We start from the raw sequence: 17549 nt of genomic DNA on the forward strand, positions 1-17549 counted from the left end.
GGTTGATAGGTTCGGGGTGGAAGCACAGCAATGTGTGGAGCTGACGAATACTAATCGGTCGAGGGCTTATCCTAAAGACTTAAAGAGTTACACTTTCGCATCCAGTTTTCAGGGCGCAATCAACAAAGTGAATGATTGTCTAGTACAATGATTCATGGGTGAATGCAGCGGCATTTGGCGATGTCGATACCTGATCTTACAGTACTCCCACGGACTGTAAGTGACACTAGTGGGACAAGCGTGGCGGTGTAGCTCAGCTGGCTAGAGCGTACGGTTCATACCCGTGAGGTCGGGGGTTCGATCCCCTTCGCCGCTACCATATATCAGGAGGCTTAGCTCAGCTGGGAGAGCATCTGCCTTACAAGCAGAGGGTCGGGGGTTCGATCCCCTCAGCCTCCACCATATATGTTTTTGCAATAATCCATGGAGCTGTGGTGTAGAGGCCTAACATGCCTGCCTGTCACGCAGGAGACCGCGGGTTCGAATCCCGTCAGCTCCGCCATTTTTTTTGTCCATAAGTAAGGCTCGGTAGCTCAGTTGGTAGAGCAGAGGACTGAAAATCCTCGTGTCGGCGGTTCGATTCCGTCCCGAGCCACCATTTGCTTTTGGAGGGTTAGCGAAGTGGCCAAACGCGGGAGACTGTAAATCTCTTCCTAACGGTTCGGTGGTTCGAATCCATCACCCTCCACCATTTCTCATTGTTGAGAGCCATTAGCTCAGTTGGTAGAGCACCTGACTTTTAATCAGGGTGTCGAAGGTTCGAGTCCTTCATGGCTCACCATTTATTCAAACGTTCAACCCGCAGACTTTGGTCTGTGGGTTTTTTGATGTTTATAAACCGGAATAAACAAAGCCTGAAGGATTATGAATCCCTCAGGCTTATTTTCTTTAATTATTTGATTTTACGAATACGAAGTTCTTCAACGATCTCGTCCACTGACGAATCCAGACGTTGTTTGAGCTCTTCATTAAGCTCGAACTGCGATTCGCCGACACCGGCGTCTATGCGGGCGATTTGCGAGTCAATGGCATATACACCGCTGCCGAAATGCTTGGCATTCAGGGACGAGAGTACAGGCTTAAGGGAATAGTCGATCGAAAGAAGATGGGCAATCGTTCCGCCGATGAACAGAGGGGTAACGAACTTATCGGTAAGGCCTTTTTGCGGCAGCAGGTCAAGGAAGGTCTTAAGTACGCCGGTGAAGGATGCTTTGTACACCGGGCTTGCAATAATAACGACATCCGCAGCTTCAACGATTGCGGCAGCTTCAACAATGGCAGGGCTGTCAAACCGTGCGTGAATAAGGTCCTCTGCCGGAAGAGATGCGACCGTAATATGGTTGAAGGAGATGCCTTTTTGCGATAGATGCGATTCAACATATTGCGTAATACCTGCTAGACGGGATCCGGGATTAGGGCTGCCGGACAAAATAACAACTTGAGACATCATATCCACTCCTTATTTATATAAATTCCGATATGTAAACTATGGATTAATCCTAACATGAGAATTTCCAGTCGTCAAACACATTATAACGCTGCCGGGAAAGATTTTAATCATTTTTTTCCTCATGGCAGGGAACAATGTTGAAAGCTATAACAAATGACGTGACAGACGAAGGGGAACATTCGAATGACGTATTGGCTGGCTGTTGGAATAAGCGCTGTTCTTACGATTGTTTTCGTACCCGTAATGCAAAAAATTGCGCTTAAATACGGAATCGTGGATCGGCCAAACTGGCGCAAAATTCATAATCGTCCGATTCCTCTAATGGGTGGAGCCGCACTGTACGTGGCATGTGTCGCGACGATTATTGCTTTTCAGGGCATAACCCCATTGAGTTTAAGCATTATGGTTGGCGGGGCGCTGCTTGTATGTATCGGATTGATGGACGATGCTTCAAAATCGAAAGGAAAAGATTTTCCGATCTGGCCTAGAGTCATTATTTATTTGGGCGTATCGATGATTCCGCTTTTTTTCGGCATACATATGGATGGCGTCATGAATCCGGCTAACGGACATTTTGTCGGCTTTCCGGTCTGGTTCGATGCGCTGGGCACGATCATTTGGATATTTGCCCTTATTAATATGATCAATTTCATTGATGGGGTAGACGGGCTTGCGTCCGGAGTATGCACGCTTTCCTCCATGACTTTGTTTATTACCGCTCTCATAAAAGGACAAGGAGACATTGGAGTAACAGCTATCATTATTGGCGGCGCCTGTATCGGCTTCTTGATCTATAACTTCCATCCTGCCCGGATTTTTATGGGGGATGCCGGTGCAACCTTCCTGGGCTATACGCTAGCCGTTATTGCCATCGATGGCGCATTCAAGAAAGCAACCTTTATTACGATACTCGTTCCGCTGCTTGCTCTAGGTCTGCCCATTCTGGATACGGTTATTGTGATGCTCCGCAGGCTGGCTACCGGCAAGGGGCTGCATCAGGCGGATAAGCTCCATACTCATCATGCCTTAATGCGCTGGGGGCTGACTCAGGTGCAGACCGTCTCCTTCATGTATCTGATTGCGGCGCTTTTCTCCTTGCTGTCGATTCTGCTGCTCGTAATGAAAGGCTGAACCAATCGGCGGTTTTGTGTTACAATGACGAAAAATAAAGCGTCATTCTTGGAGCTGGAGATTGGAGTAATGTAAAATGAGCACGACAGATTGGTTAACCCCGCTGCAGCACATTTTGAACTGTCAGGTTCGGTTCATTACGTTCTCATTATCGGACTGGAAGAGCCTTGTGCAGCAAGCAGATACAAGCTGGGCTTACGACGATAACCGCGATAAGATATCGGAAGGCAATCGCGCAGCGAATAACGGAAGGACATGGATTGTTGTAAGAGTGTCGGGCAATGCGGTGGAGGCGCTCGAAATCGAAGGGGAGCTGAAGCAGGCAGAGGCGGAGTTAATTACTTGGACCCTGCAATGGAACCAGACTCAGCAGCAGGCTTCAAAGCCGAGCACTCTCTCCGAGAGCGAGTCATTCGCATTAAAGCTTAGCGACTGGATTCAGCAGCAGCTTGAATCGGAGGAGCCCTCATATTCCATTCCCGATCATCTGACGGCCGGCGGCAAGCTGTTCGCGGAGATGATTCCTTTTTTATTAGTAACGGAATACACCAACGGCAAGCAGGCATCCTATCCGGAGCTTGAGAAGCTTCTGCGCTCTTTCCTTGCCGAGGATATTCTGCTTATCCCGTTAAAAAATCAAGAATGGCTGATTTGGGGACCCGTTTCTTTATTAAAAGAAGCCGACAGCGAATTTATGGATGATGAAGACGAAGAAACGGTGGAAGACAGCTTGTCTTCCATCTGTCATGGCCTGCATGAGATGCTGGCCAGCGAATGGATCGGCGAATGCCATCTGGCCGTTGCCCATCCGGTAAGCCCGGCCAAAGGAATCGTGGAGACAACCGTACTGCTTCGTGAAACGATTAACCTCGGCCGCAAGTTCCATGTGGGGACAAGCATTCATCTCCCATGGATGCTGCAGCTGGAACGGCTGCTTAACGCAATTCCGGAGGTTCAGCGCTCTAGATACCTGGAGCACGCGCTGAAGCGCACGGAGCTTTTTGTCGAGGCTGAGATGCTTGCAACCCTGGAGACTTTTTTCTCGCTTGACTGCAATGTAAGCGAAACCGCAAAGAAACTTTATATTCACCGGAATACGTTATTATATCGTTTAGATAAGTTAAAACAGGAAACCGGATTGGATGTCCGGCAGTTCCGGGATGCTGTTTTAGTCAAAATAATTTTACTATTGTACAAAGTTACGAAAAGGAATTAGTTTTTTTGTAAAGTTTGTGCATAGTCACAAACGGGCCTGTGAGATAAGATAGACCCATAAGAAATTTTCTTTTAGGGGGACATTCAAATGGCAGGCGTACGTTTAGAAGGCATTTACAAAAAATACCCGGGTTCCGACAAAGCTTCGGTAACTGATGTTAACCTTGACATTAAGGACAAAGAGTTTCTGGTACTGGTAGGACCTTCCGGCTGTGGTAAATCGACAACTCTTCGTATGATCGCAGGTCTTGAAGAAATCTCCGAAGGTAAACTGTACATCGGCGACCGCGTCGTAAACGACGTAGCACCGAAAGACCGCGACATCGCGATGGTATTCCAATCCTACGCGCTGTACCCGCACATGAACGTTTATCAAAACATGGCGTTCGGTCTTAAACTTCGTAAATTCAAAAAAGCAGACATCGACAAACGCGTTCGTGAAGCTGCTAAAATTCTTGATATCGAGCATTTGCTGGATCGTAAACCAAAAGCTCTCTCCGGCGGTCAACGTCAACGTGTAGCTTTGGGACGCGCTATCGTTCGTGAACCACAAGTATTCTTGATGGACGAACCACTCTCCAACTTGGACGCTAAACTTCGCGGTCAAATGCGTGCTGAGATCAGCAAGCTGACTAAACGTCTTGAAACAACTACAATCTACGTAACGCATGACCAGATCGAAGCAATGACAATGGGTGACCGTATCGTTGTTATGAAAGACGGTTTCATTCAACAAACAGCTTCTCCTGAAGAGCTGTACAACCACCCGGTAAATATCTTCGTAGCTGGCTTCATCGGAGCTCCTTCGATGAACTTTATCACAGGTACGCTTGCTGACCAAGGCGGTACACTGAAATTCAAAACAACTGGCGTTGACGTTGTTGTGCCTGAAGGCAAAGCAGCTACTCTTCGCTCCAAAGGTTATATCGGCAAAGAAGTAATCCTGGGCATTCGTCCGGAAGATCTTCACGAAGAGCCAGTGTTCCTGGAAGCTTCCGCGAACACTATCGTTAACGCTCACGTTGAAGTAGCTGAAAACCTTGGTCACGAAATGTACCTGTACCTGAACGGTATCGGTTCCGACACAGTAATCGCTCGCGTTGACGGTCGTTCGACTCTGCGTGACGGTTCCACTGTTAAGCTTGCTCTGGACATGAACAAAGTTCATATGTTCGACAAAGAGTCCGAGCTGAACATTTTCGAGAACTAATTCCTGCACTTACAACAAGGCTGTCTCCCTATGGGGGGGCGGCCTTTTTTACCTCTATTGGGACTGTTCATGTTAAGGACAGTCCAATAGAGGTTTTTTGCATTGTTCAAAAATAAAAAACCGAAATAGCCGCTCAGGCGTCTAATACATAACGAAACATGAGGATTGGAACGGGAGGGACTATGGACAGAGATGATTGTGCGGCGGCAGCAATAAAAGGGGACGACGATGCGCTTATTGCGCGTATTCAAATGGATCAAAGCCGCCTTTACGGCATTGCTTATTCTTATATGCGTAATGAGACCGATGCGCTTGAGGCCATTCAGGAAACAACCTTCCGGGTATGGAGCAAACGCCGCTCCCTACGGGACCCGAAGGTTTTTACGACTTGGGCTACGAGGATTCTTATCCGGGTTTGTCTCGACGAGCGCAAGAAAAGGCTTCGTGAACGGCCACTAAGCAACGGGCTTCCGGAAAGAGATGCTCAAACTGCTACGGAGCATGGCATTGACCGGTTGGATATGGCTGTTCAGCTGCAAAGGCTGCCCTCCAAATACCGAATGGTCATTGTGCTCAAGTATTACCGGGATATGACGATTACGGAAATTGCCGAGCTGCTGGAGAAGCCGGACGGAACGATCCGGACTTGGCTGCATCAAGCATTAAAGCGATTAAGGACGAATGAGGCACACGGAAAGGAGGGGATGAAGGTTGAGTGGGAATAAGCCGGAGCTTGAACAGGGAATGGTTCAGCTTTTACAGGAGGATAAGGCGGCGGTACAACTGATATTAGACGAGGCTACGGATGAATCCTTTACTGCAGCGGTTAGACTGGGCGTGCAGAAAGGACGAGAACAGCTAAAGAGAAAGAAAAGAAGCAGACTGACTTTGCAGATGACGGCAGCGGCAGTCTGTGTATTGGTTCTTCTTACTGCTTGTATCCGGGTATCCCCTGCTTTTGCGGAACTTGTGCGCGAGATACCGGGTTTGAATGGGGTTGTGGAGTTAATCCAAGGGGATTCCACGCTGACAAGCGCGATGAACCATGAGTTTATTCAGCCGGTCAACAAGTCGGTCAGCAAGAATGGTTATACGCTGAAGGTGGATGGCATTATGGCCGATCAGCAGCGGATTGTTATTTTTTATACAGCTGAGGGGCCGGATATTAGTAAAAATGCTTCTGGAACGGAATATAAAATCGCGGACGGTAAGGGGAGTCCATTAGAAGCTATGATAGGGAGCAATTATTACAGTATCGGAAAGACGGAGACGGAACCGGATACTGCGAATAGTATCCATGACATGATTGATATTATGTTGGTGGACGGCGTTCCTGTTCCGAGCGAAATCCAGTTTAGCCTGAAGCTCGGCGGTGAATGGCATGAGGTAGATATTGCAGTGGATCGTAGCCGCTTTGAGCAATTAAGGGAAGATATTACTTTAAATAAGACCGTTGATATAGGCGGACAAAAATTCATCATTGAAAAAGCACTTGTTACGCCATTACAAGCATCTGTAACGATCCGGAAAGTACCGGATTCGCGGATGCGCGCCAATCATTTTGTTCAATTAGCTCTCGTCGATGAGAAGGGGCGCCGTTGGGAGACAAAAGGCGGTTTCGGGATGCTGGACGATGGTACAACAACGCTCACGTTCCAGAGCAATTATTTTGAGAAGCCGCAGCATCTTCGTCTGGTAGCGGATGGACTGCTTCTATCACCAAAAGGACAGAAGTTTGTCATTGATACAGAAACCGGAACCACATTGGAGACACCGGATGACCGGATCCAATTAACGAGCGTACAGGCAACTACTTCAGGGATCAAATTATCAATTGAAGCAAAGCGTTTGAGTAAGCAGGAACAGGGCTATGGTTATTGGCTGCTTGATTACAAGGCATTATTTCATGACGCAGCCGGTACGGAATTTAGGTTAATGGAATCCGGTGGCATACAGAGCAGCTCAAGAGGGGATGCAGACGGTTCGGGGGGAACATACGAGGCTTACTACACCATTCCTGACAAACCGTACAAACAGCCGTTAACCTTCGAACTGTATCAATATCCGGGATATGTCGAACAACCCGTGAATGTGGTTATAAAATGACGAAAAGCGCTGAGCGACCGAGAAACGTTGCGTTCAGCGCTTTTTTCCTTTACGATGAAGCTATTGGCAATGGATTACACCTTTCATATAACTTAATTGGGAACGCAAGTGAGGAGGCCGTTCGATGGCTAAGAAAGTAAAAGTATCGGAGCTAGTACAACATTTCTCGATGGAGATCGTATCCGGCGAAGACGGCTTGAAGCGTTCTATTCTGGTTGATGATCTGTATCGTCCTGGTCTGGAGATGGCAGGGTATTTCGATTATCATCCGCATGAGCGGGTGCAGCTGCTCGGCAAGACGGAGCTTACCTTCCTCAGCACGCTGACAAGCGAAGAACGCAGATCGCGCTTTGAACAGCTGTGTCACGAGAATACGCCTTGCATAATTCTGACCCGCGGGCTTGAGGCACCGGATGAGCTGGTCGAGTACTCCAACATGACCCAAATCGCAGTGCTTCGCAGTAATGTGGCGACTACCATTCTGCAGAGCCGGATTACGGACTTCCTGGAGAAAAAGCTTGCTCCTACCGCAACGATCCATGGCGTTCTCGTAGACGTATACGGCGTCGGCATGCTTATTACAGGCGGAAGCGGCATTGGTAAAAGCGAAACGGCGCTTGAGCTGGTCAAACGCGGCCATCGTCTTGTCGCCGACGATGCGGTAGAGATTCGGCAGACATCCGATGGGCAGCTGTTCGGCAGCGCGCCGGAGCTGATCCGCCATCTGCTTGAGATTCGGGGCTTAGGCATCATCAACGTCATGACGCTGTTTGGTGCCGGTGCGGTGCGGACAAGTAAGCGGATTACGCTTGTTATCAAGCTTGAGAACTGGCAGCAGGACAAACAGTATGACCGTCTTGGCCTGGATGAAGAGAAGACGCGAATCATTGATACGGATGTGCCTTTGGTTACCGTACCGGTTCGCCCTGGCCGAAATCTGGCTGTCATCATCGAGGTTGCGGCCATGAACTTCCGTCTGAAGCGGATGGGGTATAACGCCGCTCTGCAATTTACGAATAAGCTGACCGAGACGATTGCCGAGGATACGGATGATTTCGATTGATCGCATTAGGGAATGCAATGCAGGAATAGACCTATTATAGAAGGAGCATGGAACAATGAATCTGTTAATTGATCCAACGGCATTCTCCATCGGGGACATTCATGTACGTTGGTACGGGATCATTCTCGGTACGGCGGCCCTGGTTGGCTTGCTGCTGGCCGTACAGGAAGGGAAAAGATTCGGCATCAAGCCGGAGTTTTTCATGGACCTGCTGCTGCTTGGCGTGCCGTCGGCCGTCATCTGCGCGAGAATTTATTATGTGGCGTTCACTTGGGACGAGTACAAGAACAATTTCGTGGACGTGTTTAAAATCTGGAACGGCGGGATTGCGATCTACGGCGCCTTGATCGGAGCATTTCTATGTGGATTTTTCTACTTCCGTTACAAAGGGTATCCGTTCTGGAGAATGGTGGATATCTGCGCGCCGGCGCTGCTGGCCGGCCAAATGATTGGACGCTGGGGCAACTTTATGAACCAGGAGGCTTATGGCGGTCCGGTGGAAGAGACCTTCCTGCGGAATACGCTGCATCTCCCTGATTTTATCGTCAATCAAATGTATGTCGCAAGCGAAGGCGTCTATCACCACCCGGCATTCTTGTACGAATCGCTGTGGAGCTTGGTGGGCCTTATTATTCTGATTGTCATCCGCCGTCAGAAATTCCTTCGTGCCGGTGAGCTTGTGGCGATCTACTTCATCTGGTACTCGATCGGACGCTTCTTCATTGAAGGCATTCGCACGGACAGCTTGGCCTTCCAAGGTCCGGGAGCGCTAGGCTCGCTTATGGATGCTCTATGGACGCCAATGACTTGGCTCGGTTTCGAGCAAGGCTTCCTCGATCCGGCTTACGGCGATGTTCGGATCTCGCAATTGCTTGCGGTGCTGCTCGTTATTGCGGCAGTTATCTTTATCGTTGTCCGCCGCGTAAACGGATGGGCAACTGTGCGTTACAACGATCCGATCGTATCCACGAAGGAAACATCGGCGCCTGTATCCGACGCAAAAACGGACAACCTGTAAGTCTTAACAGCAGTAGGAGTGAAGCAAGCATGACGAGCAATATCAAAACGATGCTATTCGATCTGGATGGCACGATTATGGATACGAACGAGCTCATTATCCGCTCTTTTATGGAGTCGCTGAAAGGTCTGGTACCCGAGGACTTCGGGAGAGAGCATATTATTCCGAGCATGGGTCTTACGCTTGAGGCGCAATTTCAAAATTTTACGGGTCTTACGGATGTCGGGCATCTGATAAAGGCGTACCGTACGGTAAATACAAAGCTTCATGACGAGCTGCTGCGGCCATTCCCTTACACGAACGAGGTCATGAAAAATTTGCATGAGCATGGCATTCAGATTGGCGTTGTTACAACCAAGATCCGGATGTCGACGGAGCGGGGAATGAAGTTTTGCGGGTTGTACGATTATGTCGATGCGTTTGTTACGGTGGACGATGTCGCTAATCCGAAGCCGCATCCGGAGCCGGTTCTTATGGCTCTGGAGATGCTGAACGCGGACCCGGCCACAACGATTATGATCGGAGACAGCGCCGTCGACATGATCTCCGCGAAGGAAGCGGGCGTTATTCCCGTTGGAGTAGCCTGGTCGCTCAAAGGCGGGGAGTTGCTGAAGGAGAACGGAGCGCGGTATATCATTGATGATATGCGCGAGTTGTACGCATTCGCGGGAATGGAGCGATAGCCTTGTGCGGAACGTGGAGCGTTATCCCGTAGAAGGGCCTAATGCCCTGTGGCAGATGTACCGGACGGTTAGCCGGTTTAAGGCGGTACGTAATTTTATCGCAATCCAGGCGGCACGGTATTGCCCGGAGCTGACGGTAAAGAATTGGATCTACCGAAGGATACTCGGCATGAAAGTCGGGAAGCAGACGGCTTTTGCGTTGATGGTGATGGTGGACGTTTTCTTTCCGGAACGAATTGAGGTTGGAGACAATACGATCATTGGTTACAACACAACGATTCTGACCCATGAATACTTAATCAAGGAATACCGGCTTGGCTACGTGAAGATTGGCTCGAATGTGATGATTGGCGCCAACTCCACGATTTTGCCCGGTGTGACGATTGGGGATAATGCCGTAATTGCGGCGGGATCGGTTGTTCACAAGGATGTGCCTGCAAATACGTTTGTAGGCGGCAATCCGATTCGGGAGATCAGGCGGACGGACGCAGGAGAGCATAAGGATGAAGATCGGCGGGTCTTGCTGAGATCATAGCGGGCGGCAGCGGCCCAAAGGGGATAAGCCTCACTATTCGCATCTCTTGAGATTGCGGATAGCGGGGCTTTCTTGCTGGATGTTTATTCTGGAAGACGTTGAAACGCGCTATTCCGCCTCAGGACGGTGGAGCCGTTTCACCTTGACGGAAGCGAATGTTCATGCTAATATTACGACTAACATTTTATTTTGGTAGTATGGTAACATGGTAGCACTTTAATATACTAAAGTATTTGAAGGTGAATAGAAATGTCCAAACCTAAAGTTTTTGAGAAGCCGATAGGCGTAAAAGATTATCTTCCCGGCGCGGTAGCAAAGCTCCGCCATATTGAACGCGATGTGCTGGCCTGCATGAAAGGCTGGGGCTACGAACAAATTATTACTCCAACAATGGAATACTACGACACAGTGGGCGTCGCGAGCTCGACATCGGACCAGAAGCTGTTCAAGCTGCTCAATAATCGGGGTACGACACTCGTGCTGCGTTCGGATATGACAGCTCCGATTGCGCGCGTTGTATCCTCGCTGCTGAAGGAATCGCAGTTCCCCCTTCGTTTGTCCTATCACGGCAACGTATTCCGCTCGATCGAAGAGGAGTCGGGGCGCGAGGCGGAGTTCTTCCAGACGGGGGTAGAGCTCGTTGGCGATGCGTCCGCGGAAGCGGATGCGGAAGTGGTGGCGCTGGCTATCGCCTCGCTTAAGGCGGCGGGCGTTGACCGGTTCAAAATCGCAATCGGCCATGTCGGCTTCCTGAACGGTTTGTTCGAGGAGACGCTGGCAGGCCGCGCGGAGGCACAGGAGCAGTTGAAATCCTGCCTGCTGAACCGCGACTACGTCGGCTACCGGGAAAGCCTTCGCGGGCTTAAGCTGGAAGAGCCGGTTCAACGCGAGCTGGAAGGAATTCTTCGGCTGCGCGGCGGCCAGGAGATCTGCGAGCAGGCGCTGCAGTTAAGCGCCGATGCGACTGCCCAGCAGTCCATCCGCCACCTGTGCGAGATTTGGGATGTGCTGAAGGCTTACGGCGTATGCGACCATGTACTGATCGATTTGACCATGATTGGCGATTTCTCCTACTATACCGGCATGACGTTTGAGGGCTATGCGGCGGATCTTGGCTTCCCGGTCGCAAGCGGCGGACGTTACGACAATCTGCTCAGCCAATTCGGACGTCCGGCGCCGGCTACGGGCTTCGCGCTGAAGACAACGCGTATTCTGGAGCTGGTTGGCGCGGAAGAGGACACGGCGGGCACTACGCGCGTCCTGATCGGATATGACGGCGAAGGCCGCGACGAGGCTCTGGCTGCGGCACAGCAGCTTCGCGAGCAGGGTACGGCCGTTATCACGGAGCGCATGACGGAAGTGGATTGGAAAGGGCTTGGCGCCGGTTCGTTTACTTACAAAGGCGTGGCATATACGAAAGGACTGCCGTTCATCGGCGGCGTGGATAAGGCGACAGGAGGCAGCGGGCAATGAGCGAAGCGAAAAAAGACATTCTAAAGGTTGCGATGCCGAAGGGCCGCATCTATAAGCAGGCATCAAAGCTGTTCCGCGAAGCCGGTCTGCCGATCCCAAGCGACTTCGACGATACGCGCAAGCTGATTATCGAGCTTCCCGAGGTAGGCATGGAATTTATTATGGCGAAGCCGGTTGACGTTCCGACTTACGTGGAATACGGCGTTGCCGATATCGGGATTGTAGGCAAGGACGTACTTATGGAGGAAAACAAGGACGTCTATGAGCTGCTGGATCTGGGCATCGCGAAATGCCGGATGTCCGTGATTGGATTAGCGGACTGGAAGCCGGTTATTAACCCGCGGGTTGCAACGAAGTATCCAAACGTAGCGTCGCAATATTTCCGCGAGCTGGGTCAACAGGTGGAAGTCATTAAGCTGAACGGCTCTATCGAGCTGGCGCCGCTAATCGGTCTAGCTGACCGTATCGTCGATATGGTGGAAACGGGTCAGACGCTGCGCGAGAACGGACTTGTCGAGATGGAGCCAATCTTCCCGATTACAAGCCGTCTGATCGCGAACCGCGTCAGCTACCGGATGAAGAACGAAGCGATTCAAAGCTTGTGCGACCGCCTGCAGGATACGATTGCGGCAAAGGTCTAACACGCTGGAAATAATGGATAAAGGTGAGGAAGGGGACGGTAGCTTATGCGGATAATGAAGGCGGAGCAGTTTGGGCTGCAGCGCGAGGTGGAGTACGGATCGCCGGAGCAAAATGAAACGGTCCGTCAGATCGTCGAAGCGATCAAGGCGGAGGGGGACGCGGCACTGCTGCGTTATACGGAACAGCTGGACCGCGTCCGAATTGATGCGTCGTCGCTTCGCGTGACGCAGGAGGAGATCAACGCGGCGTACGATAAAGTAGACGCCGCTTTCCTCACGGCGATCCGCGAGGCAGCCGTGAACATTCGCGTATTCCACGAGAAGCAGAAGCGCAACTCGTGGATGGATCTGCAGCCTGACGGTACGATGCTCGGGCAAATTCTCCGGCCGCTGAAGCGGGTCGGCGTATACGTGCCCGGGGGCAAAGCGGCGTACCCGTCGTCCGTGCTGATGAACGTCATTCCGGCGCAAGTAGCCGGCGTGCCGGAAATTGTAATGGTGACGCCGCCTGCAACCGGCGGCAAGGAAGGTATCGACCCGTATATTCTCGTAGCCGCTGCGGAAGCGGGCGTGAAGGAAATGTACCGGGTCGGCGGCGCGCAGGCAATTGCCGCACTCGCTTACGGCACGGCAACGATTGCTCCGGTCGATAAGATTTGCGGACCGGGCAACATCTATGTCGCGCTGGCGAAGCGGACGGTATTCGGCGCCGTTGACATCGACAGCATTGCAGGCCCAAGCGAGATTGTGGTGCTGGCCGACGAAGGCGCCAACGCCTCGTATATCGCGGCCGACCTGCTGTCGCAGGCGGAGCATGACGAGATGGCATCCGCGATCCTAGTAACGCCATCGGAGACGCTCGCGGAAGCGGTAGCCGCTGAAGTGGAACGTCAACTTGCCACTCTGCCCCGCGAAGCGATCGCGCGCGCATCCATCGACAGCTATGGCGCTGTTCTGCTCGTGGAATCGATCAAAGCAGGCATCGACGTCGTAAACAAGCTGGCACCGGAGCACTTGGAGGTGTTGACGGCCGATCCGATGAGCCTCCTTGGCCTGATCGAGAACGCCGGCGCGATTTTCCTCGGGCCCTACAGCTCGGAACCGGTTGGCGATTATTTTGCCGGACCTAACCATATTATCCCGACGAACGGAACCGCGCGTTTCTCCTCGCCGGTAAACGTAGACGATTTCCTGAAGAAGTCGAGCCTTATCTACTACAGCAAGGAAGCGCTGCTGAAGAACGGCAACAGCATTATGACGCTTGCGCGTCATGAAGGGCTGGAGGCGCATGCCCGCGCCATTCAAATCCGTTTGGAGCAGGAAGGCAATTAATAGGCAGCAGTCATAACCATTCATAATAGAAAGAAGGAATTGCAAGTGACGGATACACTACGGAAAGCGGAAGTTGCACGCAAAACCAATGAAACGGACATTAAGCTGAGCTTTGCGGTTGACGGCAGCGGCGAAGCGAAACTCGAGACGGACGTTCCGTTCCTGAACCATATGCTTGACCTGTTTACAAAGCACGGCCAATTCGACCTTACCGTCGAAGCGCGCGGCGATATCGATATCGACGATCACCACACGGTAGAGGATATCGGCATCTGCCTCGGCCAAACCTTGCGCGAAGCGCTGGGCGACAAACGCGGCATCAAGCGTTACGCGAGCGTATTTGTACCGATGGATGAGGCGCTGGCACAAGTCATTATCGACGTCAGCAACCGTCCGCATTTCGAATACCGCGCGGAGTATCCTTCGGCACAGGTTGGAAGCTTCGAGACGGAGCTGGTTCACGAGTTCCTGTGGAAGCTTGCGCTGGAAGCACGTATCACGCTGCACGTCATCGTTCACTACGGCAAGAACACGCATCATATGATCGAAGCGGTGTTCAAAGCCCTGGGACGCGCGATCGACGAAGCAACTACCATCGATCCTCGTGTACAAGGAGTGCCTTCAACGAAAGGAGTGCTGTAGCATGATCGCGATCATCGATTACGGCATGGGCAATTTGCACAGCGTAAGCAAAGCTGTGGAGCGTCTTGGGTACGAAGCGGTTGTAACGGCTGATCCAGCCGTTATCGCGGCTGCGGACGGAGCGATCCTCCCGGGCGTTGGCGCGTTTGGAGACGCGATGGAAAATCTTCGCGAGACGAAGCTGGACGAAGTGACCAAGGCTTATGCGGCATCCGGCAAGCCGCTGCTTGGCATCTGCCTCGGCATGCAGCTCTTGTTCAGCCAAAGCGAGGAGCATGGCGTAAACGAGGGCTTGAACCTGCTCCCTGGCAAGGTTATCCGTTTCCGAGGCGATTACAAAGTGCCTCATATGGGCTGGAACAAGCTGAGCTTCCTGCAGTCGGAAAGCCCGCTGTTCAAAGGTCTCGAGGAAGGCCATGTCTACTTCGTGCACTCCTTCCACGCGAAACCCGAGGTCGCCAGCGACCTTCTGGCAACAACGGATTACTATCAGCAAGTAACGGCTATTGTCGGTCGCGACAACGTATACGGCATGCAATTCCATCCGGAGAAAAGCAGTGACCTTGGCATCAAGCTGCTCGGCAATTTCCTTGCTTTGACGGGAAGCCCGGTAGCGCAGCGATAAATAGATCGGTTTTTTATAAGCAAGAACGAGAGGGGAGCGTGCACGAGATGCTGGCGAAACGTATTATTCCATGTCTGGACGTGAAGGACGGACGGGTTGTCAAAGGAGTCAACTTCGTGAACCTGCGCGATGCGGGGGATCCGGTTGAGCTTGCGTCCACTTACGATCAGGAGGGCGCCGACGAGCTGGTTTTCCTCGATATTTCGGCTTCGGTCGAAGGCCGTGCCACAATGATTGAGGTCGTAAAGCGGACGGCCGGAGAAATTACGATTCCGTTTACCGTTGGCGGCGGGATCTCCCATGTTGACGATATGAAGCGGATCCTGCGCGCGGGCGCGGACAAAATCGCGATCAACACGGCGGCGGTTCTGAATCCTTCCCTGGTGAGCGACGGTGCCCGCAAGTTCGGCTCGCAATGCATTGTTGTAGCCATTGACGCAAAATACAACGAAGCTTGGGGCGAGTGGGAAGTATTCACGCATGGCGGCCGCAAGGAGACGGGCATTAAAGTGCTGGAGTGGGCGCGCGAAATCGAACGCCTTGGCGCAGGCGAGATTCTGCTGACCAGCATGGATGCGGACGGCACGAAAGACGGATTTGATCTGAAGCTGACCCGCGCGGTATCGGATTCGGTTGGCATTCCGGTCATTGCATCCGGCGGAGCGGGACGGATCGAGCATTTCTCCGATGTGTTCGAGGAAGGCCACGCGGATGCGGGCCTTGCCGCGACGATTTTCCACTACAAAGAAATGACGATCCGCGAAGTGAAGGATGATCTCAGGCAGAAAGGCGTGGAAGTACGATGACGAAGCAACTGGCAGAGCTTATCAAGTGGAGCGATGACGGACTTGTTCCGGCTATCGTGCAGGACGCGCAGAGCAAGGAAGTGCTGATGCTGGCCTACATGAACAAGGAGTCCCTGAAGCTGTCGGCGGAGTCTGGAGTAACCTGGTTCTGGAGCCGTTCCCGCAACGAGCTGTGGAACAAGGGCGCAACCAGCGGCCATACCCAGCAGATCCGTTCGATGTCGTATGACTGCGATGCGGATACGCTGCTTGTACGCGTCGACCAGAAAGGCCCTGCTTGCCATACGGGTTCATACTCCTGCTTCTTCAACGAGATTGAAGTAGCCGGGGCCGAGAAGGCTGCCGACTCTGCGAAGGCGTCCTCCAATGACCGCTTCGGCATTCTTGGCGAGCTCGAGGGCGTGATCGCACAGCGTTACGCGGAGCGTCCGGAAGGTGCTTACACGACGTATTTGTTCGAGAAGGGTCTCGATAAAATTTTGAAAAAAGTCGGGGAAGAAGCAACCGAAGCGATTATCGCAGCCAAAAACGGCGATAACGACGAGCTTCGCTCCGAAGCAAGCGACCTCTTGTTCCATCTGCTTGTGCTGCTGCGGGAACGCGGCCTGCCGCTTGACGATGTGATGGCGGAACTGCAAAGCCGCCATGGCAAACCTGCGACAAACAATGCGATGAGAAGAGAACAAGCGGGCAAATAATTTTTAAAGAGAAAGGCCGGTATGCCATGTTTATCGATTATCATACCCATCACGCCCGCTGCGGACATGCTGTCGGCTCGCTGGAGGAATACGTACAGAAGGGGATAGAGATCGGTCTTGCGCAGATCGGTCTTTCTGACCATATGCCGCTGCTCCATGTGGACCCGGCGACGTATTACCCGGAAATGGCGATGCCGATGGAGGAGCTGCCGCGGTACGTGGAAGAGTGTCTGGCCCTGAAGGAGAAGTATAAAGCTCGGATTGACATCCGCGTCGGCCTTGAAGGCGACTATATCGAAGGCCAGGAAGAAAAAATTGAAACGATCATTAACGCCTATCCGTTTGATTATGTGATTGGGTCGGTGCATTTCTTGGGGGAATGGGATATTACCGATTTCCGTCAGACCCACGGCTGGGAAGGCAAAAACCGGATGAAGGTGTACGAGCAGTATTACGATGCGGTGGCGAAAGCGGCGGCAACGGGCTTTTACGACTACATTGGACATATCGATGTCATCAAACGTTTCGGCTTTAAGCCCGAGGGAGACGTCACGCATCTGGAGAATGCCGCGCTTGAAGCGGTGAAGCGTCACGGCATGGCGATCGAGCTTAACGCATCGGGCCTTCGGATGCCGGTAGAAGAGATGTTTCCGAGCCGCAGAATGCTTGAATACGCCAAACAATTGAGCATTCCAATCACGATTGGGTCGGATGCGCATCAGCCAGAAAGACTGGGACAATATTTAGATCAAGCGCGTGCGGTGTTGAAAGATGTCGGTTTTTCTCAGCTGGCGACCTTTGAACGGCGAAAATTGGCATTAGTCGATTTTTGAATTATGGTAAATTAGATGTATAATGATATGGAACAAGCATGGCGCGGTATGAAAGCGTCCTGCAATTGACGAAGGCTTTGCCTTATGG

Annotated in this window: 18 protein-coding genes and 6 tRNA genes; 23 read left to right on the forward strand and 1 reads right to left on the reverse strand. The window is 51.9% G+C overall.

The window, feature by feature from the left end:
• The first annotated feature begins 242 nt into the window (after nucleotides 1-242).
• From WFK81_RS29780 to WFK81_RS29805, 6 genes are all read left to right on the forward strand, one after another.
• Nucleotides 243-319, forward strand: a tRNA-Met gene (locus WFK81_RS29780).
• Between the two features lie 7 nt (nucleotides 320-326).
• Nucleotides 327-402, forward strand: a tRNA-Val gene (locus WFK81_RS29785).
• Between the two features lie 23 nt (nucleotides 403-425).
• Nucleotides 426-502 (forward strand) — tRNA-Asp (locus WFK81_RS29790).
• Nucleotides 503-522: 20 nt separating this feature from the next.
• Nucleotides 523-598, forward strand: a tRNA-Phe gene (locus WFK81_RS29795).
• 9 nt (nucleotides 599-607) lie between these two features.
• A tRNA-Tyr gene (locus WFK81_RS29800) sits at nucleotides 608-691 on the forward strand.
• Between the two features lie 14 nt (nucleotides 692-705).
• Nucleotides 706-781 (forward strand) — tRNA-Lys (locus WFK81_RS29805).
• Between the two features lie 111 nt (nucleotides 782-892).
• On the opposite strand, the gene ssuE is transcribed toward WFK81_RS29805, so the two are convergent.
• The gene (gene ssuE / locus WFK81_RS29810) at nucleotides 893-1447 is read right to left on the reverse strand and encodes an NADPH-dependent FMN reductase (RefSeq protein WP_336790940.1); all 555 of its coding nucleotides are present in this window, start codon (nucleotides 1445-1447) and stop codon (nucleotides 893-895) included.
• A gap of 186 nt (nucleotides 1448-1633) precedes the next feature.
• Between ssuE and WFK81_RS29815 the strand changes: the two genes are divergently transcribed.
• The 17 genes from WFK81_RS29815 (at nucleotide 1634) to hisJ (ending at nucleotide 17461) form a co-directional block, all read left to right on the forward strand.
• The gene (locus WFK81_RS29815; RefSeq protein ID WP_336790942.1) at nucleotides 1634-2581 is read left to right on the forward strand and encodes an MraY family glycosyltransferase; all 948 of its coding nucleotides are present in this window, start codon (nucleotides 1634-1636) and stop codon (nucleotides 2579-2581) included.
• Between the two features lie 76 nt (nucleotides 2582-2657).
• Nucleotides 2658-3797, forward strand: coding sequence for a PucR family transcriptional regulator (locus WFK81_RS29820; protein WP_336790944.1), 1140 nt, complete (start codon nucleotides 2658-2660; stop codon nucleotides 3795-3797).
• Nucleotides 3798-3884: 87 nt separating this feature from the next.
• Nucleotides 3885-5006: an ABC transporter ATP-binding protein gene (locus WFK81_RS29825; RefSeq protein WP_336790946.1), complete on the forward strand. Its 1122-nt coding sequence runs from the start codon at nucleotides 3885-3887 to the stop codon at nucleotides 5004-5006.
• A gap of 182 nt (nucleotides 5007-5188) precedes the next feature.
• The gene (locus WFK81_RS29830; RefSeq protein WP_336790948.1) at nucleotides 5189-5731 is read left to right on the forward strand and encodes a sigma-70 family RNA polymerase sigma factor; all 543 of its coding nucleotides are present in this window, start codon (nucleotides 5189-5191) and stop codon (nucleotides 5729-5731) included.
• Complete coding sequence (locus tag WFK81_RS29835) at nucleotides 5718-7112, forward strand: DUF4179 domain-containing protein (RefSeq protein ID WP_336790950.1); 1395 nt, start codon at nucleotides 5718-5720, stop codon at nucleotides 7110-7112. The genes WFK81_RS29830 and WFK81_RS29835 overlap by 14 nt, the downstream gene beginning before the upstream one ends.
• Before the next feature lie 124 nt (nucleotides 7113-7236).
• A complete protein-coding gene (gene hprK / locus WFK81_RS29840; RefSeq protein WP_336776874.1) occupies nucleotides 7237-8175 on the forward strand; it encodes an HPr(Ser) kinase/phosphatase in 939 nt (312 codons plus the stop codon).
• Between the two features lie 55 nt (nucleotides 8176-8230).
• Entirely contained in the window at nucleotides 8231-9193 is a 963-nt protein-coding gene (lgt, locus tag WFK81_RS29845; protein ID WP_336790952.1) for a prolipoprotein diacylglyceryl transferase, read from the forward strand.
• Nucleotides 9194-9222: 29 nt separating this feature from the next.
• The gene (locus WFK81_RS29850; protein ID WP_336790954.1) at nucleotides 9223-9876 is read left to right on the forward strand and encodes an HAD-IA family hydrolase; all 654 of its coding nucleotides are present in this window, start codon (nucleotides 9223-9225) and stop codon (nucleotides 9874-9876) included.
• 4 nt (nucleotides 9877-9880) lie between these two features.
• On the forward strand, nucleotides 9881-10411 hold the full coding sequence (locus WFK81_RS29855) for an acyltransferase (RefSeq protein ID WP_336790956.1): 531 nt from the start codon (nucleotides 9881-9883) through the stop codon (nucleotides 10409-10411).
• A 249-nt stretch (nucleotides 10412-10660) separates the two neighbouring features.
• Nucleotides 10661-11884, forward strand: coding sequence for an ATP phosphoribosyltransferase regulatory subunit (locus WFK81_RS29860; protein WP_336790958.1), 1224 nt, complete (start codon nucleotides 10661-10663; stop codon nucleotides 11882-11884).
• A complete protein-coding gene (hisG, locus tag WFK81_RS29865; RefSeq protein WP_012772162.1) occupies nucleotides 11881-12525 on the forward strand; it encodes an ATP phosphoribosyltransferase in 645 nt (214 codons plus the stop codon). The genes WFK81_RS29860 and hisG overlap by 4 nt, the downstream gene beginning before the upstream one ends.
• A gap of 45 nt (nucleotides 12526-12570) precedes the next feature.
• Entirely contained in the window at nucleotides 12571-13857 is a 1287-nt protein-coding gene (gene hisD / locus WFK81_RS29870; RefSeq protein ID WP_336790960.1) for a histidinol dehydrogenase, read from the forward strand.
• Nucleotides 13858-13902: 45 nt separating this feature from the next.
• Entirely contained in the window at nucleotides 13903-14499 is a 597-nt protein-coding gene (gene hisB / locus WFK81_RS29875; protein WP_201009083.1) for an imidazoleglycerol-phosphate dehydratase HisB, read from the forward strand.
• Nucleotide 14500: 1 nt separating this feature from the next.
• Nucleotides 14501-15124 carry an imidazole glycerol phosphate synthase subunit HisH gene (hisH, locus tag WFK81_RS29880; RefSeq protein WP_336790961.1) on the forward strand — a complete coding sequence of 208 codons (624 nt, stop codon included), beginning with the start codon at nucleotides 14501-14503 and terminating at the stop codon, nucleotides 15122-15124.
• A 47-nt stretch (nucleotides 15125-15171) separates the two neighbouring features.
• On the forward strand, nucleotides 15172-15930 hold the full coding sequence (gene hisF / locus WFK81_RS29885; RefSeq protein WP_132313400.1) for an imidazole glycerol phosphate synthase subunit HisF: 759 nt from the start codon (nucleotides 15172-15174) through the stop codon (nucleotides 15928-15930).
• On the forward strand, nucleotides 15927-16628 hold the full coding sequence (gene hisIE / locus WFK81_RS29890) for a bifunctional phosphoribosyl-AMP cyclohydrolase/phosphoribosyl-ATP diphosphatase HisIE (RefSeq protein WP_336790962.1): 702 nt from the start codon (nucleotides 15927-15929) through the stop codon (nucleotides 16626-16628). The genes hisF and hisIE overlap by 4 nt, the downstream gene beginning before the upstream one ends.
• Before the next feature lie 26 nt (nucleotides 16629-16654).
• Nucleotides 16655-17461, forward strand: coding sequence for a histidinol-phosphatase HisJ (hisJ, locus tag WFK81_RS29895; protein ID WP_336790963.1), 807 nt, complete (start codon nucleotides 16655-16657; stop codon nucleotides 17459-17461).
• Nucleotides 17462-17549: the final 88 nt, after the last annotated feature.

This window comes from Paenibacillus sp. MMO-177 (assembly GCF_037147795.1).
Lineage (GTDB): Bacteria > Bacillota > Bacilli > Paenibacillales > Paenibacillaceae > Pristimantibacillus.

Bases quoted from the DNA above. Each gene is read 5' to 3' on its own strand.
- hprK (WP_336776874.1), top strand. From the start codon at position 7,237: ATGGCTAAGAAAGTAAAAGTATCGGAGCTAGTACAACATTTCTCGATG.
- WFK81_RS29820 (WP_336790944.1), top strand. From the start codon at position 2,658: ATGAGCACGACAGATTGGTTAACCCCGCTGCAGCACATTTTGAACTGT.
- WFK81_RS29825 (WP_336790946.1), top strand. From the start codon at position 3,885: ATGGCAGGCGTACGTTTAGAAGGCATTTACAAAAAATACCCGGGTTCC.
- WFK81_RS29860 (WP_336790958.1), top strand. From the start codon at position 10,661: ATGTCCAAACCTAAAGTTTTTGAGAAGCCGATAGGCGTAAAAGATTAT.
- lgt (WP_336790952.1), top strand. From the start codon at position 8,231: ATGAATCTGTTAATTGATCCAACGGCATTCTCCATCGGGGACATTCAT.
- WFK81_RS29815 (WP_336790942.1), top strand. From the start codon at position 1,634: ATGACGTATTGGCTGGCTGTTGGAATAAGCGCTGTTCTTACGATTGTT.
- hisD (WP_336790960.1), top strand. From the start codon at position 12,571: ATGCGGATAATGAAGGCGGAGCAGTTTGGGCTGCAGCGCGAGGTGGAG.
- hisIE (WP_336790962.1), top strand. From the start codon at position 15,927: ATGACGAAGCAACTGGCAGAGCTTATCAAGTGGAGCGATGACGGACTT.
- hisJ (WP_336790963.1), top strand. From the start codon at position 16,655: ATGTTTATCGATTATCATACCCATCACGCCCGCTGCGGACATGCTGTC.
- hisG (WP_012772162.1), top strand. From the start codon at position 11,881: ATGAGCGAAGCGAAAAAAGACATTCTAAAGGTTGCGATGCCGAAGGGC.
- WFK81_RS29830 (WP_336790948.1), top strand. From the start codon at position 5,189: ATGGACAGAGATGATTGTGCGGCGGCAGCAATAAAAGGGGACGACGAT.
- hisH (WP_336790961.1), top strand. From the start codon at position 14,501: ATGATCGCGATCATCGATTACGGCATGGGCAATTTGCACAGCGTAAGC.
- ssuE (WP_336790940.1), bottom strand. From the start codon at position 1,447: ATGTCTCAAGTTGTTATTTTGTCCGGCAGCCCTAATCCCGGATCCCGT.
- WFK81_RS29850 (WP_336790954.1), top strand. From the start codon at position 9,223: ATGACGAGCAATATCAAAACGATGCTATTCGATCTGGATGGCACGATT.
- hisF (WP_132313400.1), top strand. From the start codon at position 15,172: ATGCTGGCGAAACGTATTATTCCATGTCTGGACGTGAAGGACGGACGG.